Source organism: Neobacillus bataviensis, assembly GCF_019969725.1.
On the sequence record NZ_JAHXYW010000002.1, the window covers coordinates 172358 to 192555 of the forward strand.

General features: G+C 37.5%; 14 protein-coding genes. 11 read left to right on the forward strand and 3 right to left on the reverse strand.

Features of this window, described 5'->3' with window-relative positions:
- Window positions 1–18: 18 nt before the first annotated feature.
- The 3 genes from LC455_RS05660 (at window position 19) to LC455_RS05670 (ending at window position 3595) form a co-directional block, all read left to right on the forward strand.
- Entirely contained in the window at window positions 19–1578 is a 1560-nt protein-coding gene (locus LC455_RS05660; protein WP_223588944.1) for a sugar ABC transporter ATP-binding protein, read from the forward strand.
- Window positions 1578–2555 (forward strand): ABC transporter permease, encoded by a 978-nt coding sequence (locus LC455_RS05665; RefSeq protein ID WP_223588946.1) that lies wholly within the window; start codon window positions 1578–1580, stop codon window positions 2553–2555. The genes LC455_RS05660 and LC455_RS05665 overlap by 1 nt, the downstream gene beginning before the upstream one ends.
- A gap of 77 nt (window positions 2556–2632) precedes the next feature.
- Window positions 2633–3595, forward strand: coding sequence for a carbohydrate kinase family protein (locus LC455_RS05670; RefSeq protein ID WP_223588947.1), 963 nt, complete (start codon window positions 2633–2635; stop codon window positions 3593–3595).
- A gap of 447 nt (window positions 3596–4042) precedes the next feature.
- Here the strand turns inward: LC455_RS05670 and LC455_RS05675 are convergent, their stop codons facing one another.
- On the reverse strand, window positions 4043–4456 hold the full coding sequence (locus LC455_RS05675; protein WP_223588948.1) for a PD-(D/E)XK nuclease family protein: 414 nt from the start codon (window positions 4454–4456) through the stop codon (window positions 4043–4045).
- A gap of 529 nt (window positions 4457–4985) precedes the next feature.
- Here LC455_RS05675 and LC455_RS05680 point away from each other — a divergent pair.
- Together LC455_RS05680 and LC455_RS05685 are read left to right on the forward strand one after the other, a co-directional pair.
- The gene (locus LC455_RS05680; protein WP_223588950.1) at window positions 4986–5975 is read left to right on the forward strand and encodes a DnaD domain protein; all 990 of its coding nucleotides are present in this window, start codon (window positions 4986–4988) and stop codon (window positions 5973–5975) included.
- A gap of 298 nt (window positions 5976–6273) precedes the next feature.
- The gene (locus LC455_RS05685; protein WP_223588951.1) at window positions 6274–7584 is read left to right on the forward strand and encodes a M14 family zinc carboxypeptidase; all 1311 of its coding nucleotides are present in this window, start codon (window positions 6274–6276) and stop codon (window positions 7582–7584) included.
- A 375-nt stretch (window positions 7585–7959) separates the two neighbouring features.
- On the opposite strand, the gene LC455_RS05690 is transcribed toward LC455_RS05685, so the two are convergent.
- A complete protein-coding gene (locus LC455_RS05690; protein ID WP_223588952.1) occupies window positions 7960–9513 on the reverse strand; it encodes an ABC-F family ATP-binding cassette domain-containing protein in 1554 nt (517 codons plus the stop codon).
- A gap of 616 nt (window positions 9514–10129) precedes the next feature.
- Between LC455_RS05690 and LC455_RS05695 the strand changes: the two genes are divergently transcribed.
- The 6 genes from LC455_RS05695 (at window position 10130) to LC455_RS05720 (ending at window position 18174) form a co-directional block, all read left to right on the forward strand.
- The gene (locus LC455_RS05695) at window positions 10130–11464 is read left to right on the forward strand and encodes an ABC transporter substrate-binding protein (protein ID WP_223588953.1); all 1335 of its coding nucleotides are present in this window, start codon (window positions 10130–10132) and stop codon (window positions 11462–11464) included.
- Between the two features lie 90 nt (window positions 11465–11554).
- Window positions 11555–12445 (forward strand): carbohydrate ABC transporter permease, encoded by an 891-nt coding sequence (locus tag LC455_RS05700; RefSeq protein WP_223588955.1) that lies wholly within the window; start codon window positions 11555–11557, stop codon window positions 12443–12445.
- Window positions 12446–12463: 18 nt separating this feature from the next.
- A complete protein-coding gene (locus tag LC455_RS05705) occupies window positions 12464–13351 on the forward strand; it encodes a carbohydrate ABC transporter permease (RefSeq protein WP_223588956.1) in 888 nt (295 codons plus the stop codon).
- A 19-nt stretch (window positions 13352–13370) separates the two neighbouring features.
- Entirely contained in the window at window positions 13371–14714 is a 1344-nt protein-coding gene (locus LC455_RS05710) for a NosD domain-containing protein (RefSeq protein WP_223588958.1), read from the forward strand.
- Between the two features lie 153 nt (window positions 14715–14867).
- The gene (locus LC455_RS05715; RefSeq protein ID WP_223588959.1) at window positions 14868–16616 is read left to right on the forward strand and encodes a sensor histidine kinase; all 1749 of its coding nucleotides are present in this window, start codon (window positions 14868–14870) and stop codon (window positions 16614–16616) included.
- Between the two features lie 13 nt (window positions 16617–16629).
- Window positions 16630–18174 carry a response regulator gene (locus tag LC455_RS05720; RefSeq protein ID WP_223588960.1) on the forward strand — a complete coding sequence of 515 codons (1545 nt, stop codon included), beginning with the start codon at window positions 16630–16632 and terminating at the stop codon, window positions 18172–18174.
- Window positions 18175–18518: 344 nt separating this feature from the next.
- On the opposite strand, the gene LC455_RS31655 is transcribed toward LC455_RS05720, so the two are convergent.
- Window positions 18519–19898, reverse strand: coding sequence for a M28 family peptidase (locus tag LC455_RS31655; RefSeq protein WP_317851408.1), 1380 nt, complete (start codon window positions 19896–19898; stop codon window positions 18519–18521).
- Window positions 19899–20198: the final 300 nt, after the last annotated feature.

Below are 20198 nucleotides of genomic sequence, written 5' to 3' on the forward strand. Positions count from 1 at the left end.
ACTAAGGGAGTGGCACTAATGTCGGTTTTTCAGGTTCAAGAACATATAAATTGCCGTCTACCAGAGAGTCAGTTACCCATCCTTAGGATGAAGGCGGTTACGAAGAAGTTTTCCGGTGTCAAGGTGTTGCAAAACGTTAATATTGAACTCTATAAAGGGGAAGTTCATGCCTTGATGGGGGAGAATGGCGCAGGAAAATCTACTTTAATGAAGATTATGGCTGGAGTGTATCAGCCTGATGGAGGAACGATTGAATATAAAAATCAAAAAGTACATTGGAATAATCCAATGGAGGCAAGAAATAAAGGGATCAGTGTTATTCACCAAGAAATAAGCCTTTCACCAAATTTGTCCATTGGTGAGAATATTATGATGGGGGCATCATTTAAGAAAAATAGGCTGGGCTTAATAAAATGGAATGATATTTATGAAAATGCTGCCCGAGTTTTAAAATCAATAGGATCTTCCTTGGATCCTCGTGCGGATGTTTCTACCTTAAGTGTGGCCCAACAACAAATGGTAGAAATTGCTCGAGCTCTATCAATTAACTCTGAGATTTTAATAATGGATGAACCGACGGCATCTCTGACAGATAAAGAAATAGACAAGCTTTTTGGCATCATTGAAGAATTAAGAAGAAAAGGCGTAGCTATTGTTTATATCTCTCATCGAATGGATGAGATTTTTAAAATTTCAAATCGCTTTACAGTTCTTAGAGATGGTCATTGGGTTACAAGTGGCCCAATTGCGGATACAAATCCTGAGAATCTAGTAAAACTTATGGTAGGAAGAGAGTTAAATGAGCTATTTGTAAGAGAAAGAATCGAAAGAATTGTTAGGGCTGAACAAAAACCAGTCCTTGAGTTAAAAAATGTCTCTGATAAGAAGTTTGTAAAGGGGATATCGCTGAAAATCTACCCTGGAGAAATAGTGGGATTAGCAGGCCTTGTCGGTGCAGGACGGACTGAGCTGGTAAGAACAATCTTTGGACTATCCGAACTGTCAGAGGGTCAAATAATTGTGGATGGCCAGCAGGTTCATATAAAAAGTCCTATTGACGCAATAAAGCTTGGCATTGCTCATGTTCCTGAAAGCAGGAAGGAACAGGGGTTATTACCGAATTTATCCGTAAAAGAAAATATACTAATGGCACAATTGCCAACCTATCGAAAATTTAAACTATTGCAGAATAAGCAAATGAATCGTGATGCAGATCGATACATTAAAGAACTTGGAGTAAGAACGGCATCAAAGGAACAAAATGTTATGGGCCTTAGCGGAGGAAATCAACAAAAGGTTGTTATTGCTAAATGGTTATCAATTGGTCCTAAAATACTGCTGCTTGACGAACCGACCCGTGGTGTAGACATAGGTGCAAAGACTGAGATTCATAAAATCATAAGTAAATTAGCAGAACAAGGGCTTGCTGTATTGATGATTTCTTCTGAATTACCAGAAATATTAGGAGTTAGTGATCGGATTTTAGTGATTCATGAGGGTAAACTGAGAGCTGAACTATCTCGTGATGAAGCAACACAAGAAAAAATTATGTACTATGCTACAGGGGAGGTTAAATAATGAATACAAACTTACAAATGTCAAGTCCATCCGTAGTTTCATTCAAGGAACGGTCTAAACAGATTTTTAATCAGCTGGGCATGGTAATAATTCTTGCCTTATTAATCATAGTTATGATTATTTTTGCACCGAATTTCACAGACTCAAGTAATATCTTAAACGTACTAAAGCAGAGTTCAATTACTGCCATTCTGGCAGCTGGGATGACTGTAGTTATATTAACAGGAGGAATTGATTTATCGGTAGGCTCAACCCTTGCATTGAGCGGTGTTATATCTGTATTACTATCAAATGCCGGAGCTCCCCCAGTTATCGCTATGTTAGTAGGAGTTGCTGTAGGATATGTTGCTGGGGCTATTAATGGATTTTTAACAGCTGTAACTAAGTTGCCTGCCTTTATCGTGACGCTTGGAAGTATGACCTACCTGAGGGGGTTGGCTTATGTTATAACCGGCGGATATCCTGTAGTTTTGGCATCAAAGCAGTTCAAGTTCATTGGAGCAGGTGAAATTCTGGGGATTCCTACTCCTATTTATGTGATGGCAATTGTTTATATCATCATGTTAATCGTTTTAAAGTATACGATGTTCGGGCGACATGTTTATGCTATTGGCGGTAATGAAGAAGCAGCACATCTTACAGGGATTAAAGTTAATCGCACCCTGATTAATGTATATTCCATCAGTGGCTTATTCGCCGGTGTTAGTGGCGTTGTGATGGCAGGACGTTTGTTCTCAGGGCAGCCCATGGTAGGAATAGCATTTGAGCTAGATGCGATAGCAGCTGTCGTACTAGGTGGTACTAGTTTTGTAGGGGGACGTGGCCGTATACAAGGAACTATCACTGGGGTTTTGATTGTGGCTGTGTTAACGAATGGAATGACTTTGCTTAATGTGGATTATTACTGGCAACAAGTTGTAAAAGGGATCGTTATTGTTATTGCCGTGCTTCTTGATAGATTACGAAGCAAAACTTAAATTAGTTCCATTTCAAATAAAAAGCCAGAAGAGTATTCTGCTGGCTTAATAAATTCCAGAATTTAGGAGAGGTTCAAATGTATGATGTAACAGCTCTCGGAGAGTTATTAATTGATTTAACTCCTTATAACTCCTCTCAGCCTGGCAAAGTTGTCTTTGAAAGAAATCCTGGTGGTGCCCCGGCCAATGTATTAGCGGGCTTAACCAAATTAGGCAAGAAGACTTGTTTCATTGGTAAGGTAGGAGATGATCAATTTGGACATTATTTAAAGCAAGTTTTATTAGATACAAACATATGCTGCGAAGGATTATCCTTTACCCAAAAAGCAAATACTACGCTGGCATTTGTTCATTTAGATGAATATGGTGACCGCTCATTCAGCTTTTATCGAAATCCCGGTGCGGATACCAAGTTAACAGAGGATGACATTAATGAAAATATCGTAGCTCAAACCAAAGTTTTTCATTTTGGATCTCTTTCCCTCACTAATGAACCAGCTGCCACTACCACTCTAAAGACAGTCCAATTAGCAAAAGAACTAGGGAAAGTTGTTTCCTATGATCCTAATTTAAGGGCTTTGCTTTGGAAGAATCTAGAGCATGCAAAGAAAATGATTAAAGAGGGATTGAAATATGCAAACATCGTAAAGCTTTCGCAGGAAGAGTTGGAATTCATTACTGGAAAGGCAGATTTAGAAAAAGGAACAAGACAACTCGTTGAACAGTATAACACAGAACTTATATTTGTCACTTTAGGAGTAGAAGGCTGTTTTTATCGAAAAGGGGAGAACGTAGGGAAATTTAAATCCTTCAAAGTGAATCCAGTTGATACAACAGGTGCGGGAGATGGCTTCTTTAGTGGCGTTTTATATAAATATTTAGAAAAAAATAAACCTATTGCTGATTTAAACATGGATGATATGGAAGAAATTATTATATTTGGAAATGCGGTTGGAGCAATTGTCACAACAAGGAAAGGTGCAATATTAAGCATGCCTTGCATGGAAGAAGTTAAGAAACTAATGGTTAATCAAAATTAGTAACTATTTTACATGCTGCCTTTTATCCAACTTTTTGATTGTTTTTGTCGGTGCAAAAACTATTCTGAATTACAGGAAAGATATGAAGTCGAAACATTAACAGATGCTTCAAAATAAATAATTTTTATCCGTATGAGAATTTATTTGCTGTTACGGAAAAACTATAGCTAAGATAGTCCATCTAGAGAAAGAGCTGGTAAACCCACCAACATCTATTTGTATTGCCAATTACTTTCCACACATGTTGAATGCGTAAACATTATATGGAGCTTAAAACTGTGGCGGACAGTGCCTATCACTGTTCGCCATGTAAAGAATGGCAGTTTATTTTTGCAAAAAAAGCCATAGGCTGTTAAGAATACGCTTCGTATTTGCCATCTTCTCGGAAAACCACTCAACCATTCGTTCTTTTTGGTTTTCTGTGGTAAGGAAATACAGCAGTGAAGTTTAAACTCGTTGCCAGCGGAACTGATAGAACGAACATGCCGTCACTGTCTTAGGATTATAATTTTTTGTACAATACCGCAAATATGTCTTTTGGCCTCTCTCTCTGTCTAGTCGGTCTAAAACAGCGACATAACGTTCCAACTGTCGTTGTCCTTCACCACTTGCTACTTTGTTTTCCAGAAAGCAGATAGTGGAGTCATTTTCAAAAACAAGGTCGATAAAAAAGACTTGGGAATCGACTGTGAAATCAACTCCATCAATTAATAAAACCTCATTTACAAAACGGTCGAGCAGCTGTTGATCCGTCTGTAAAACCCCCGCTAACAGCTCTGTCACAAAATCCTCCAAGGGTGTCTTCCCGGAGTTGTTTTGTATTTTAAAAAGTTGAAGCAGTCTTTCAAAAATATCGGCCATACAGTTGTTATCCCCTCTGGATTTGACAAAAATCTACTTGTTTTTATCTTATACGATAAGAAGTTGGAGGGAATACATAAATTTTACATTGTTATAGTTTTATAAATTATTTTATGAGAAATTAAAATAAGTGCCTTTCACCACCTTGTTTTGTTGAATACTTCGACTTTACTCGGGGAGTGATAGGCACTTAACTTAAGAAAGATAAAAGCCTTCACACAAAAAAGGGTATAAAATAACCGAAATTGCAAAAAACGCCTTCAAAAATCATTTTTTGAAGGCGTTTTTTGATGTTTGGATCAAAAAATGCGCTCAAAAATGAAAAAAGGAAGTTCGCTTTTCCTCGCCAACCTCGATATCGTAGAAGTGACGAAGGCGGGGGCATTCACATAAAGCCCTGGTAAAGGAAACGGTGATGAAAGTGTGTCATAAAGAATCACTTTTTAAATGGAAAACATATGACCCTTTTCTTCATTTATTTCTATATCAAGTATGAAGGAATTTTATAAGAAGAAGGCAGTGGTTGAAGATGGCAAAGTTTAGAATGGTACGTACTGATTTTTGGAAGAATCCGATTGTATTAGAAGAAATGACCCCGGAGGACAAATTTTTTTATCTTTATCTTCTTACGAATCCACTTACGACTCAAACTGGCATCTATAAAATTACGAAAAAACAAATGGCTTTTGATTTGGGCTATTCGATTGAGAGTGTTCATTCATTAATGGAGCGATTCATCGTGCATCACAAGTTGATACGGTACAATCCTGATACGAGAGAACTGGCAATGAAAAACTGGTGGAAGGATAACCAGGTTAAAGGGGGGAAACCGGTGATGGACTGTATTTTTTCCGAGCTAAAGGATGTAGAGGATCTTTCACTTATTCAATATGTTTCGGAGTCCATTCAAAATCAGGAAATTCGCAGCCTATTTGAATCATTTTGTGAACATGAAGAGATGATCTTCAGCAAGGAAGTTAACGACCAAAATGAAAATAATACATATCAAGATACTGAATGTGGGGAGCATGACGATACGTTGACGCTTCGTTATACGATAGTGGGACAAAAAGAACAAGAACATAAAAATAAAAAAATAAATAAAAAACAACAACAAGAAGCTTTTAATCCAAATATAGAGGAAAATCCAGACATCAAGAACCCATTTCAGAATGATCAAAAAGATGTGAAAAAAATTGTAGAGTTTTGGGATAACAATGGATTTGGTTTTTCGAACGTGAATGCCAAACAGCAGCTGTTATCTTGGTTAGAGGGTTCTAGCTTTTTACAGCCGAAAGATGTGATTTTAAAAGCGATGAATATTGCATGTGCCAATAACAAGAGAAGGCTGAGCTATGTGGTGGGGATTTTGAAAAACTGGGTAAATGATTCCTTACTTACCGTAGAAGAAATTGATTCCTTTTATGAAAGACAAAATTACGCACCAAACTATAGGAAATCAACCGAATCGTTTCCTGCCGGAAGAGATATTCCAGGTATTATGCTCCCTCTAAAATGAGGATAAAGAGGTATTTTAAAATTGCCAAACGGGAAAACGTACTGGTAATAGGTACAAGCTCGTATTCGGTTTTAACGCTTCTTTAACAGGAACAATATACCAACATATCCTTCTTTTGCTAGTAATTTATTCCTTGATTATAAAAACCTAGTACCCCCAAAAGACTTAATTTTCCAAAAATACATACTGTTCTGTTTTGTTTTTTGAATCTATCATTTAAAATTTAATTCGGGACCCAAAATAAAAAATACATATATTTTAATAGTTAATGGGGACCAACAAACATAGGAGGGGTTTTATGAAAAAGAAGTTTTTAAAAGTCATCTTACCAACAGCGCTGGCTCTGTCTGCAAGTGTATCTACAGCAGCCTTCGCAAATCCGCAATCAATACCGAATGGACCGTACATCGAAGACAACCAAAATATTTCATTATCAAGCTTTATGTCAAACAAGGAATTAGCTGAGAAGCTTCAAAACCTTGAAGCTTCCTCCAAGGGGAAGATGAAGCTTGAAATCGCCGGCTATTCCAACCTTTCGCCTGATGGCTATCGAACAGAAGCGGACAAGGGAGAACCGATCTGGGTAGCAAAATTCGGCGATAATGATCCAAACAAAAAGCGTATCCTGATTACTGCTCAGATTCACGGAAATGAGCAAATTGGTGCACAAGCAGCCATCGATATCATTCAAAAGCTCTCCTCTAATGGGAAGGAAGTCGAAGAAATTTTAAAGAATGTATCCATCTGGATTATGCCTAGGATTAACCCAGAAGGGGCAGATAATCAATACGAGGATACGTGGTATCCGACTCGGTATACTCATCAGACTTGGCTGCCGGAAAACATTGGCCTGCCAAAAGACACAAAGGCACCATGGTACTACAATGCCGACGGCAGCGAAAGAGCCCAGAATAACGACGGCCGTGTAGTTTACGGTATCCCTGGTTACGACCAGAACAGGGATTATAATCCGAATCTGGATTTTAGAGTAGAGAATCAAAATCATGATGAGGTTGCCGCTTTCTTAAATTCGAAATCAACAAATAACAGTAGATATGGCGGCTTTTTTGTCACAGCAGAAGCACGTACAGTAACAAGTGTATTCCAAGATTTTAAACCGGATGTATATGTGGATCTTCATCACCGCGGTTTCAATACTGTCTCCGATGAAGATGATCGATCCGTACCTGTTCAGTTTGCAGCAGTAGTCGCTGATCCATATACAGATCCATTTACCGGCAAACAGTTTGAAGTGGATGAAGATGTCCTGAAGCTTGGTAAACAAGTTAATGCTCTATCTGCGCTAACACTGCAAAAAGGGGAATCCCATTTTGGTGCTGTTCAAAAATACCCTGATGTGAACCTGCCGGGTACCGCTCTTGGTGCATTCGCACTAAATGATACTGCCATCATGTTGATTGAATTGAAAGGCCAAAGCCAAACACTGGGACAAAAGCAGGCAGGTATGCTGAAGGAAACCGTCACTCAACCGCTTTTCGCTGTCTTTAAAGGACTCGCCGATGGTTCTATTAACGACGTCGATACAAAAGTTTATGATGATATTCCAGAATCCTCAAACTCAATCAGCGACCCAACCACAAGAGATTAAGAAGCAAGGAAGAAGGTCTTATCCCTTCTTTTCTCGGTTTTTTCTTCCTTCCATTCCCGGAAGACTTTATTTTAACTAACGAAAAAATGAGGAAAAAAAGGCGGAAAAACGGTTGTTTTTGATTCGGAAATTGCTCGGAATTGGGGTTCGGTCGGAAATCTTTATTTTAACTGGAACGGTGGAATGCGGGTTTGAGGGGTAGATTTTCGGAAGGGTTTATTTTGGTTATACAGAAATAGATAGAGCTCATTCTAACTTTAGTTTGGATAAGCTTTTTTAAGAAATCTAAAAGTTATTTTTATTAAAAATTTTGGATGGCTAATAAAAAGGAGTACCCAATGACAAGAATCCAGTTGGGTACCCCTTAATCTTTATTTAAAACACTTTCGTAGTCCAATCCTCACAATTCCAAATGTCGGTCGCAATTTCACGATAGAAATCTGGTTCGTGGGATACCATCAAGATACTTCCGCGATATGCCTTTAAAGCACGCTTCAATTCTTCTTTTGCGTCAACATCCAAGTGATTGGTAGGTTCGTCTAGTATTAATAAATTCGTTTCTGTATTAAGAATTTTACACAAGCGAACTTTGGCTTTTTCTCCACCAGAAAGGACTTCGACTTTACTTTCAATATGTTTCGTCGTTAATCCACATTTTGCAAGAGCGGCACGGACCTCAGCCTGATTCATGCTTGGGAACTCGCTCCAAATCTCTTCAATACAAGTGTTGTAGTTGGCCTGTTTCACTTCCTGCTCGAAGTAACCGATGTGTTGATACTCACCACGTTCCACTTTACCCGAAATTGGATCAATCAACCCAAGAATACTTTTTAAAAGAGTTGACTTACCAATACCGTTTGCACCCACGAATGCAATTTTTTGTCCGCGTTCCATTTTCAAATTCAGAGGGCGAGAAAGTGGTTCATTGTAACCAATAACAAGATCTTCAGTCTCGAAAATCCAACGGCTAGATGAACGAGCTTCTTTGAATTTAAACTCTGGTTTTGGCTTCTCTTTCCCCAATTCAATAATTTCCATTTTATCGAGCTTCTTCTGACGAGACATCGCCATGTTACGAGTTGCAACACTTGCCTTGTTACGCGCAACGAAATCCTTCAAATCAGCAATTTCTTGTTGTTGACGTTTGTAAGCAGACTCTAGCTGCTGCTTCTTCATTTCATATATTTTTAAGAAGTTATCATAGTCACCAACATAGCGATTCAACTCTTGGTTTTCCATGTGATAGATCAAGTTAACAACAGTGTTCAAGAATGGAATATCATGTGAAATCAAAATAAATGCATTCTCATATTCCTGTAAATAACGCTTCAGCCATTCGATATGCTGTTCATCCAAATAGTTCGTAGGCTCGTCTAGTAAAAGGATTTCAGGCTTTTCTAGCAACAGCTTAGCTAGCAAAACTTTCGTACGTTGCCCACCGCTAAGGTCATCTACATCTCGATCGAGTCCAACATCGTCTAGTCCTAGACCACGAGCAACTTCCTCAACTTTTGAATTAATCTGATAGAAATCATTACTATCTAAAGTTTCTTGTAGCTCTCCCACTTCTGCAAGTAAGGCATCGATATCAGCGCCTTCATCACCCATTTTTGCATAAAGTTCATTGATCTCTGCTTCAGTATCAAAAAGATATTGAAAAGCAGTACTTAAAGCTTCACGCATCGTTGTACCTTTTTGAAGGACAGCATGCTGATCTAAATAACCAACTCGAACTTTCCGTGACCATTCAACTTTCCCTTCGTCGGGTTGCAACTTCCCAGTAACAATATTCATGAAAGTAGACTTACCCTCACCATTTGCCCCAACTAGTCCAACGTGTTCACCTTTTAAAAGTCGAAAAGACACATCATTAAAAATCGCACGATCACCGAAACCGTGACTTAAATTTTTTACATTTAATACGCTCATTTTTTAACCCCTTATCTAATGTCACATGTGGATATCTTACTAGATTTTGACTGTATTTTCTATCTTGAAGTTATTTGTTGTGAAAAATATAATTTGATTTTTGGGCTAAATTGAAAGGGAAGTCTGCCTCATTTTAATAAATGAGATTATTGAATTAAATTTATTTGGCGTATAAAATTTATTTTTTTATTTCTAAAATCATTATAATTTATTTCATTGATACCACCTACTGGAAATTTTTTATAGGTTATTGGATGTATATCGATTGATTTATTTTCAATTGGAAACGCCTGTCACCTCATCGAAAAAAGTGGAACAAGCTTCTAATTATTCTGGAATGTTTGTTATTGAAAAAGTTCTAAATATATATAACCTTTTCTAAAAAAGTTAGAATTTTATAAAAACATATTAATCATTACAATAAATGTGTAAAGAGGATTTACAAAAACGTTAGGGGGGCAAAAGGAAATAAAAGTTAATCATTTTTATTTCGAAATGTAACCGTTATCAAGTTTTTGAAAAAGAATAGAAACAATGGAGGAGAATGATCAATGAATGTATAACAGTCTAATAGCCCATTAGATCATTTATTTAATAATTAAGGAGGCTTGTTGCGGTGAAGAAAAAAGGGATCCTATCAATTGTTTCATTATTATTAGTATCATCACTCTTTTTATCGGGTTGTTCGGGAGAAAAAACAGGAAGTTCCGAAGCAAAAGGTGATAACAAAACGATTACGGTTCTTGTTGAAGGGGGAAGCCCGGCCTTTAAGGTAGCAAAAGAAACCGCTGCGGAATTTAAAGAGGAAACTGGCTATACAGTTAAAATTGAATCCGTTCCCTATACCGGAGTCTATGACAAACTTAAGGCTGAGGTAGCTTCACAGGCAGGAGCATTCGATGTTGCAACCATCGATATACTTTGGTTTCCTGCTCTAGCTGGCGGACTTTTACCGTTAGAAGATCTCATGACAGATGACATTAAAAATGATTTATTCCCAGGATTAGTAGAAGGCGGAAGTTATCAGAATAAGGTTTATGGAATGCCGGTATGGACGAACGCCAAAAATTTAATCTACCGTAAAGATCTTTTCGAAGATGAAAAGAACAAAGCTGATTTCCAAGCAAAGTATGGATATGAGCTGCATCCGCCAACAACATGGGATGAATATAGGGATGTTGCCAAGTTTTTTACTAAAGATACCGATAATGATGGAAAAGTGGATATGTACGGAACAACGGTCTTTGGTGCGAACAATGGAGATGCGGTAGCCAGCTGGCTTGATCATGCAGCCCAAGCAGGTGCGAAACCATTGGTAGTTGGTGATAAAGGCAAAGTTCTTGTTAATACGAAACCGTATGTTGATGCTTTACAATTCTTAGTTGATCTTTTGAAAAAGGATCAATCGGTTCCATCAGGTGCACTTGAAATGGCATCTGCTGAAACTTCTGAGCTATTTTGGAATGGAAAATCTGCGATGATGCTTGCATGGGGTCACTTTTATGTCCCTTCAAATGATCCTAAACAATCAAAGGTAGCAGGAAAAGTTGGAAGTGCTCCAATGATTGGCGGCGAAGCAGGAATAGGTGCTGTCCCAGGCCCATGGTATCAGGTTATTCCTAGTTCTTCCAAAAAACAGAAGATCGCCAAGGAGTACCTCAAATTTATTTATGAAAAGAATGAACTATTTATGAAATCATTGGGTGTAGCGGCGAGAAAATCTGTATTTGAAAGTTATAGCACGAAGCAGGGCTATGAACATTTGAAACCGCTTATGACGACATTAAGCGGACCACAAACACAAAATCGACCTGCTATTAAGGAATGGCAAGAAATTGAAAGTGAAGCACTCATTCCAGCCGTGCAATATGCACTTTCCGGTGAAAAAACACCTCAAGAGGCACTTGATTGGGCAGCAGATGTAATCAAAGATTTATTACCGCCGCAGTAAAATAATAGGTTTAAATAGAACCTTTTCATTGGACTATTTTTCAATGAAAAGGTTCAAAAAATAACATTTTGATAGAAAGGAGCGGTTTTCTTGAGACTGAAAAATGGGGCATTATCGACGATCTTTTTCTTTCCTGCAGGGATCTTTATGTTGGTATTTCTGGTCTATCCAATTTTTCTTTTAATTAGAGACAGTTTTTATAAGATTGATATCATTAATCCTTCATTACGTGAATTTGTCGGTTTTGCAAACTATACAAACTCTTTGACTTCCGAACGTTTTTTAAAAGCCCTTTGGAACACAGTGGTATATATAGGAGTAGCGGTGGGTTTCGAGTTTATCTTAGGGCTTATCCTTGCTTTGCTTCTCAGCAATGCTTTTAAAGGAAGCCAATTTATTCGGACTCTATTGTTAAGCCCGCTTATGCTGGCACCTTTAGTTACAGGGATAATTTGGAAGTTTATGCTTAACGATCAATTCGGCATTATCAACTGGGGGCTTTATAAACTTGGAATCCTTTCTGACCCGCATCAAATACTCTGGTTATCAGACTCACGTTTTGCACTCTATTCTACGATTATTGCAGACATCTGGTTAACAACGCCTTTCATTATGCTCGTTCTATTAGCAGGTATTAAGGGAATTCCTATTAGTTTATATGAATCTGCTGATATGGATGGGGCCAATAAATGGCATAAGTTCCGTTACATTACTTTTCCTTCTCTTATCCCAGTCGCCACCGTAGCCTTATTAATTCGTATTATTGATGCTGCAAGAACATTTGATATTGTGTGGGTGCTAACGCAAGGAGGGCCAGGTTTTTCTTCCGAGCTGCTAAGTACCTATATGTATAAGACATTGACCCGATATGGAGAAGTGGGGCAGTCAAGTGCCATGGCCGTCATTTTTATCATCATTTTATTAGTCCTAAGTTCTTTCTTCATTACAAAAATGTGGTCACCTAGGAGAAGACATTCATAAGGAGAGGTGAAATAGATCATGGCCCACACGCCAACAAAAGAAACGAATGTTGAAAAACCAGTTTGGCTTCCTAGTTTTCATTTTAAACATAAAATATGGACGCTGATTGTATTGGTGGTCACCTGTTTACTGGCTTTATTATTCCTAGGTCCGTATCTCTATCTACTATTAACATCATTGAAACCATCCGCCGAGGCAGTGACAGCACCACCGACTTTATGGCCCTCGAAATTTTCAATAGAAAATTATAGGAAAATGTTCGAATACTTGCCTATCGGAAAGTATTTTTTTAATAGCTTAATTACGGCCGGTGCCAGCACCATTTTAAGCGTGTTCTTTGGTGCGATGGCTGCTTATGGAATTTCTAGGTTTTCTTCCATAACAGGAAGTTACTTTTTGTTATTTACGTTAGTAATCAGAATGGTACCAATGATTAGTATTGCGATTCCGATGTATATGATTGTAAAAAGTATGGGCTTGATTGATACCCATTTTGCCTTAATCTTGGTGTATACCAGCTTAAATGTCCCATTTGCCATTTGGTTAATGATAGGTTTTTTTGACTCGGTTCCAAAGGAATTTGATGAAGCGGCAAGGGTGGATGGATGCAGCTGGATCGGGTCCTTTATCAGAATTATTCTTCCAGTGTCACTTCCGGGTCTGGCAACGACTGCTATCTTTACTTTTATGTTAGCTTGGAATGATTTTTTGTTCTCGTTACTCATGACCAGTACGAATGCCAAAACGGCGACAGTAGGAATCTCAGAATTTTTAACTGCTTATAATCTTGATTTAGGGCCAATGACAGCCGCGGCCATCTCATTTAGTCTGCCTGTTATGATATTTTCCTTTTTCGTACAGCGTTATATTGTAAGTGGCATGACTTTAGGAGCAGTAAAAGAATAATTGAGAGGAGAATTTATTTATGGCTAGTAAAAATTATTACGACGTAACAGAGTGGCCTGTCGGTAATCCATATGAGGATATTGGTGAGGTAATCAATAGCATTATAGCAGATATTAAAAGCAGGCAAACGGACACTGATGTGAATAAAGGCGGAAAGCCGGGTGCGGTTATCTATATTCCACCGGGAGATTATCATCTTGGCAGTCAGGTAGTTATAGACATCAGTTATCTTAAAATTATGGGTTCTGGACACGGGTTTACATCCTCGAGTATTCGTTTTAATACTTCTAAGAATGAATGGGCGGATTTGCATGAATTGTGGCCGGGAGGAAGTCGCATACTCGTAGATATTCCCCTAGAAGTAAATGACGAGGAATATAAAGGAGCTGCATTTTATGTTGAACGAAGTGGAAATCCCCGAATAAGTTCGGTAGAGTTTTCTGACTTTTGTATTGATGGTTTGCATTTTATTGAAGATGGTTCAGGAGAAACAAATCCGGAAAACACATACACTAACGGGAAAACGGGTATTTATGTTGCAAGTGCTTGTGACTCATTTCGGATTACAGGCATGGGGTTTGTGTATTTAGAGCATGGAATTACTATTTATCATGCAGATGCACTGACTATACATGATAATTTCATAGCTGAATGTGGTAACTGTATAGAACTGCGAGGTTGGGGACAGGCTTCAAAAATAACCGATAACCTGATAGGAGCCGGTTTTAAAGGATACTCCATTTACGCTCAAAATTTTGGTGGACTTTTGATTACAGCGAATAATGTTTTTCCACGAGGTGCGAGCAGTATCTATTTTGATGGTGTGACACGTTCTAGTATCACAAATAATAGACTTCATTCATTTTATCCAGGAATGGTGGTTTTCAGGGAAAATTGTTCGGAAAACTTGGTTTCTTCCAATCACTTTTTACGTGACCATGAACCTTGGACTCCTTTTCTAGGAAAAGACAATGGTTTAGATGATTTGTATGGTCTCCTCTATATCAGTGGCCATAATAATTCTGTAATGGCTAATCACTTTTCTGAAGTAATTAATACTCAGAACATCAAGCCGGCAGGTGCAACACCTGTAATCATACGTATTGTTTCAGGTAATGGAAATTATATTTCTAATAATCATGTTGTTGCCACGGAGGTTCATGCCAAGACAAGTGATTCTTGTTTCTCTGCGCAAGTAGACGCTTTGTTGGCTACCGAAGCATCAGAGCCGCTTACCGTAGCAACAGTATTGGTAGAAAAAGAATCGCTTCAAAATACGATTCTTGATTCGGGAAGTGATGTACAGGTTGTTATGGACAAAACTGTAAATGCATTCAGAGCCACTCCAACGCCAGGAGGATAAATAATTTATTCAACGTTTGAAGCAGCAAAGGAATTTGGGATAAAAGTGTTGAAATCAGCCAAAAAAGAAACAGTGATAGCGTATAATGTTGAAAAAGAGGAATTTACATTGATAGAAGAAACATGGACAAAAATTATAAACTGGAGAAACATAATGGCTAAACTAATGAGACTCATCGAATCTCCAATTAAGCGGAAGATTATCTTATTAGCACTGTTTTCAGCCCTAATCCCTTTACTCGTTATTGGTCCTTTAACGTTCATTTATTTTAGTAAAGTTATAGAAAATAAAGTGTCTACCACGATTGATAACTTTTTAACGATTGTCGATTGGAATATTAATGCTTTTGCAAGCAGTGTAGAGAATTTATCGAATGACATCTTTCTTTCAAATGAAATACAGTCTTATTTAACCTATAAAAAAACAGATGCAAAGTTATACAGATTAGAAACGTCATCTCTAGAAAACTTGAATAATATTACAGTAGTAAATAACCCCTATATCAATGCGATTTACGTTGGGAATGAAAACCACGGCTTTTTGAAAGTTAACCGCGGGGAACGGAATTTGAAAAATGACATCTATCAAGCGGTAAAAAAGTCCAATATCTATCCGCGGTTACTCCATAGTCAGTGGCAGGGTGAATGGCTAAATGGCAGTAATTTAGAACTTGTGAAAGATAATAATCAATCTTTACTTTATGGAAGAAATATTCGAGATCTTGGAACGAAGGAACAAAATGGGATTGTCCTGATCGAACTGGAGCGATCTTATTTTGAAAATATGTTTAAGAATAGTAATCCACCAGGCGATATTTTAATATTGGATGATGATAAAATTCTGTTTTCAAGCAGCAATCGTTTCTCTTCCTCTCAGATAGCCGAAATCATTCAAGGTCGTAAGAAAAGCGGAACAAGTAAAAAAGTGATCAATGGAACACGATATTTCTTAAATGTTCATACCAACAAGAAAACAAATTGGGATGTCGTCAGTATAATCCCCTATGAAAATATCGTTCGCGAGGTTAACCAGCTTCGATGGGTAACAATTTCACTATTAGTCATTGCGTTAATCATCTCGTTAATTTTTGCTTTATTTATAACGAGGAGAATAACAAACCAGTTAAGTTTGCTGCGCATGGTAACAGAAAAAATGGAAAAACGTGAGAAAATAGTGGGTATTGATTTTAATAATGAGGATGAACTTGGAGAGATTGGAAAACAGATTGTTCACCTTTATAATTGGAATAATGATTTAACAAAAAGGTTATATAAATCACAGATCAAGGAAAAGGAAGCAGAACTATTAGCCTTGCAAAGCCACATTAATCCGCATTTTTTATATAATACGTTGAACACCGTTTATTGGATGGCAGAGAAGGCAAAAGCGAAACAAATAGCAAAAATTGCGATTAACTTGTCAAAAATCTTTAAACTTACCTTAAATGATGGAAATCATATTACCTCTGTTAAGAATGAAATAGAACAAGTTAAAAGTTATCTGGATATCCAAAATATTCGTTTTGACCATAAAATCCACTACTCATTTACGATTGAACCTGAAATCATGGAAGAAAGTATCATTAAATTGCTGTTACAGCCAATTGTAGAAAACGCTGTTTACCATGGGCTGGAACAGCAGGAAAGCGGTACTATTACGATTGAAGGCACAAAGGTCGAGAAAGGTTTACTTTTCATTATTCGTGATACAGGAAAGGGATTTGACATGAATGCAGTAGATATGAACAAAAACGGCTATGCTTTAAAAAATATTAATGAACGATTGAAGATTTATTATGGAAAAGAATATGGATTAAAGATTGAAAGTGAAATAGGAAAGGGAACTACTGTTTATCTTAAGGTTGGCCTAAAGAATGACGAAATCATCCATGACAATTTTTAAGGAGTTTTCTATTATGTATAAACTTTTAATTGTTGATGATGAAAAAATTGTAATTGAAGGCTTAAACTCAGCAGTAAACTGGCAGGAGCATCAGATTGAAATGGTAGGATCTGCTTCAGATGGAGAAGAAGCACTTAAAGAAATCATGAATAAAAAGCCTGACATTGTGTTAGTAGATATAAGAATGCCTAAATTAAATGGATTGGATTTAATTCAAGAAACAAAGGCTCTTAATCTTGATACTGTTTTTATCATTATAAGCGGTTATTCAAAGTTTGATTACGCCAAAAGGGCTATTAAACTCGAGGCAATCGACTATCTAGTTAAACCTATTGAAGTAGAAGAAATTGTTCATTCTATTAAAAATGCCATTTTAAAACTAGAAAAAATAAAAAATGAAAAACAAGCAACTGAGCGGATTAATGAATATCAAATGGCTTTAGAAGAAAAGCGTGTCCTTGATTACATTTTAGGCCAAAGATTTGATGTGCCGGAAAAGGACAAACAGCTACAAGGTTTTTCTTTTTTTAACATCGGATTGAAGGGGTTTGACTGGGATGATTCAAATGCCACTGAAAAAATTCAAGCTTCCTTAGAGTGTTTAAAAAGCCTATTGGAAAACAGGAAGATACAGAACTTTGTCTATGCGATTGATAGTGAAATCGTCATTATGATTTCAAACGCTGGTTCAGAGCTTGGGAATGACTTGGTTCAGGATCTTGTGTCATTGGTCTTACATGATATGAACATAAGACCGATAGTTGGAGTAAGTAATATCTATGTAACTATTTCGGACATAAAGAAGGCCTATCGTGAAGCAAAAGAAGCGTTGAAAAATGGTATTTTTTCAAACCAGTTAATAACCTATTATAAAGAATTAGAAACATTCAATCATTCCTTTGGTAATCGTATTATTGAAAAAATTGATACATTTTTTAATGGAAAAGGCCCAGACCTTCTTAGCAACATGAATCTTTTCATGGACAAAGTTTTTCTCGATTGCCAAAAGAGCAGCCTCCCCCCAGATAAAACAAAATACGTCTGTTTTAAAATCGTTAATCATTTCTTGGAATATATCGAAAGTGAATATGAAATAAATAAAAGCGGCGGCGAACGATATTTAGTTTACCAAGAATTAAATCAACTGCAGTCTTTTGAAGAAATCAGAGTTTGGCTAGAACAATTTATTGGGCAATCCACTGCTAATTTAAATAATAATCACGTGTCATATAATGAAAAATTAATCATCGATTTAAAAAGTTTCATTAATGCTAATTATAAAGAACCAATTGTTTTAGATGATTTAGGCAAGCTATTCCATAAGAACCCTGCCTACCTTTGTAACTTGTTTTCTAAGGCAGTTGGCAGCACCATCTTTGAATATATTACAAATGTCAGATTAAATAATGCCAAAAAACTGTTAAGAACCACCAATTTAAAGGTATCCGAGATTTGTAAACAGGTAGGCTACGAAAATCAAAAATACTTTAATCAAGTATTCAAGAAAAATATCGGAACAACCCCAGGTCTCTATCGTTCACAGCACATACTAAAGTAAATGTTGGAAAAGGCAAGTTTAAATTTGGGGGGAACAACTATATATAATCTTTGTTGTAATATCTGGTAGTAATCTCTGGTATTGCTTTGGTTAAATTGACCACATGTTAGCAGGTCAGATTGACCGGTACAGTTGGTCAGGTTGGCTGATTAAGTCGGTCAGGTTGAACTTTGATGAATGTAAACCATATTTATTCACAAAACTTTTAAAATTAGTTAGTAATTTTTTGTGAACATCTGGATACACAGGCAGATAAGGGCTGACTGAGATTGGTGCTTGTGTTTACGCCCATAGAAAAAACGCTTCAATCTTTTTTTGATTCAAGCGTTTTTTCTATTTTTTTATTAATCTACTGGGCGATCTTCAAAATCGTAGTTTACTGTTGCAGGAGCCACATGTGCTCGATCAAGAGCTGGTGTATCCGGGCGGGAAATTTGATAGGCTGATGCTCCAACGATGGATGCAGCTTGATGCAGCTTTTCCTTGCTGATATGTTCAATCGTATCTGTTGGCTGGTGATACTGAGGTTCAACTGGTGAATGAATAAATAGAGCGGAAGGAATGCCCACATCATGGAATGGCTGATGGTCACTTCTTCCTAATTGCCCATACGGGAGCGCCACATCATACATTCTAGATCCGGATGCTGCTCCTAAGTCCGTCACAAGATTCTTCTTACCGTCAATTGTATACATGATCAATCCACCTAATGGATGACCTTCTCCTGCTTCTGCCCCGCCAATCATATCCATTTGGAAGTGGGCAACCATGCGGTCTATATCACTTTGTGGAAGTTGAGATACATAAAAGGATGAGCCCACCATCCCTCTTTCTTCAGAACCGAATGTAAGGAAGCGGACTTCGGTATCAATCGGAGTATTCACAAAAATTCTTGCTAGCTCCAATACAGCGGAGACTCCTGAAGCATCGTCATTTGCACCAGGCCCAAGATGAACAGAGTCATGGTGTGCACCAATCGTGACAATCTGGCCTGTGTCCTTGTTCTTGTTTGGCTTTAATTTAGCCTCAACTACATAAGAAGTTTTCTCTATTTTTTGGATATCGACATCTAAGGTGGCTGTAACAGGACCGTTCTTTAATTTATCAACTAATTCCTTCCCTTGTGCTTGGGTAATAGCCACGGCGGGAATTTCCCCATTGGCTTGGCCAAAGTTATTGCCATTAGCAGTGTTGTTATACATGAGTACCCCAGCTGCTCCTTTAGAAAATACATTCTGCACTTTTTCAACGAACGTTATATCTCCCCGCTCAACCAAGGCAATTTTACCTGCTACATCATCGGGAACCGTGCCAGCTAATGCTTTTCCAACATTAACGAGCTCTGCCGTTACAATTCCGCTTGCACTGCCGCTAAAGGCATGACCTTTTAAATCAACTCCGTCAACTTCAGCCATTTCACGGTTTGTCTTATAATCATAGATTGGGAACGGTATTCTTTTAGTTTTGAGTCCTAAGCTCTTAAACTGGCTTTCTATGTACTCAACCCCACGAACTTCTCCCTCAGTACCCGCTTCCCTAGGCACTGCCGATAGATACTTAATCGTATTGTACATATTCTCTACGTTAATTTTTTTGATAACCTTGTTGTCAAAAGCTGTGTCTGATTGTGCATGTGGGGCACCATTTGTCTGAGCATACACCACCCCTGATGATAAAATCAGGCTTGCTGCTAGAACCGTGATAATCGATTTACGACGAAACATGAAACTCTCCCTTTGAAAAAGTGATACTCTACTATTATTCTAATTTTGGGAATTATAGTAAATGGGGATAAAATCCTAGAAGTTCCCTTAAAATTGGCTAATGGCAAATACTTCGAATCCATTCATTATTTTGCAGGTGCTACCATATTTATCTATATTAGTATGATAATTAATAGTATCTCAATTTTAAAATTTCAATTATTTCCATTTTAAAAAGATAGATTACTATATTAATTCTCCCGACTACTTTCAAATCCGCATAAAAAGGACAGTCCTTGCAAAAGCCCTATTAAATTTCAT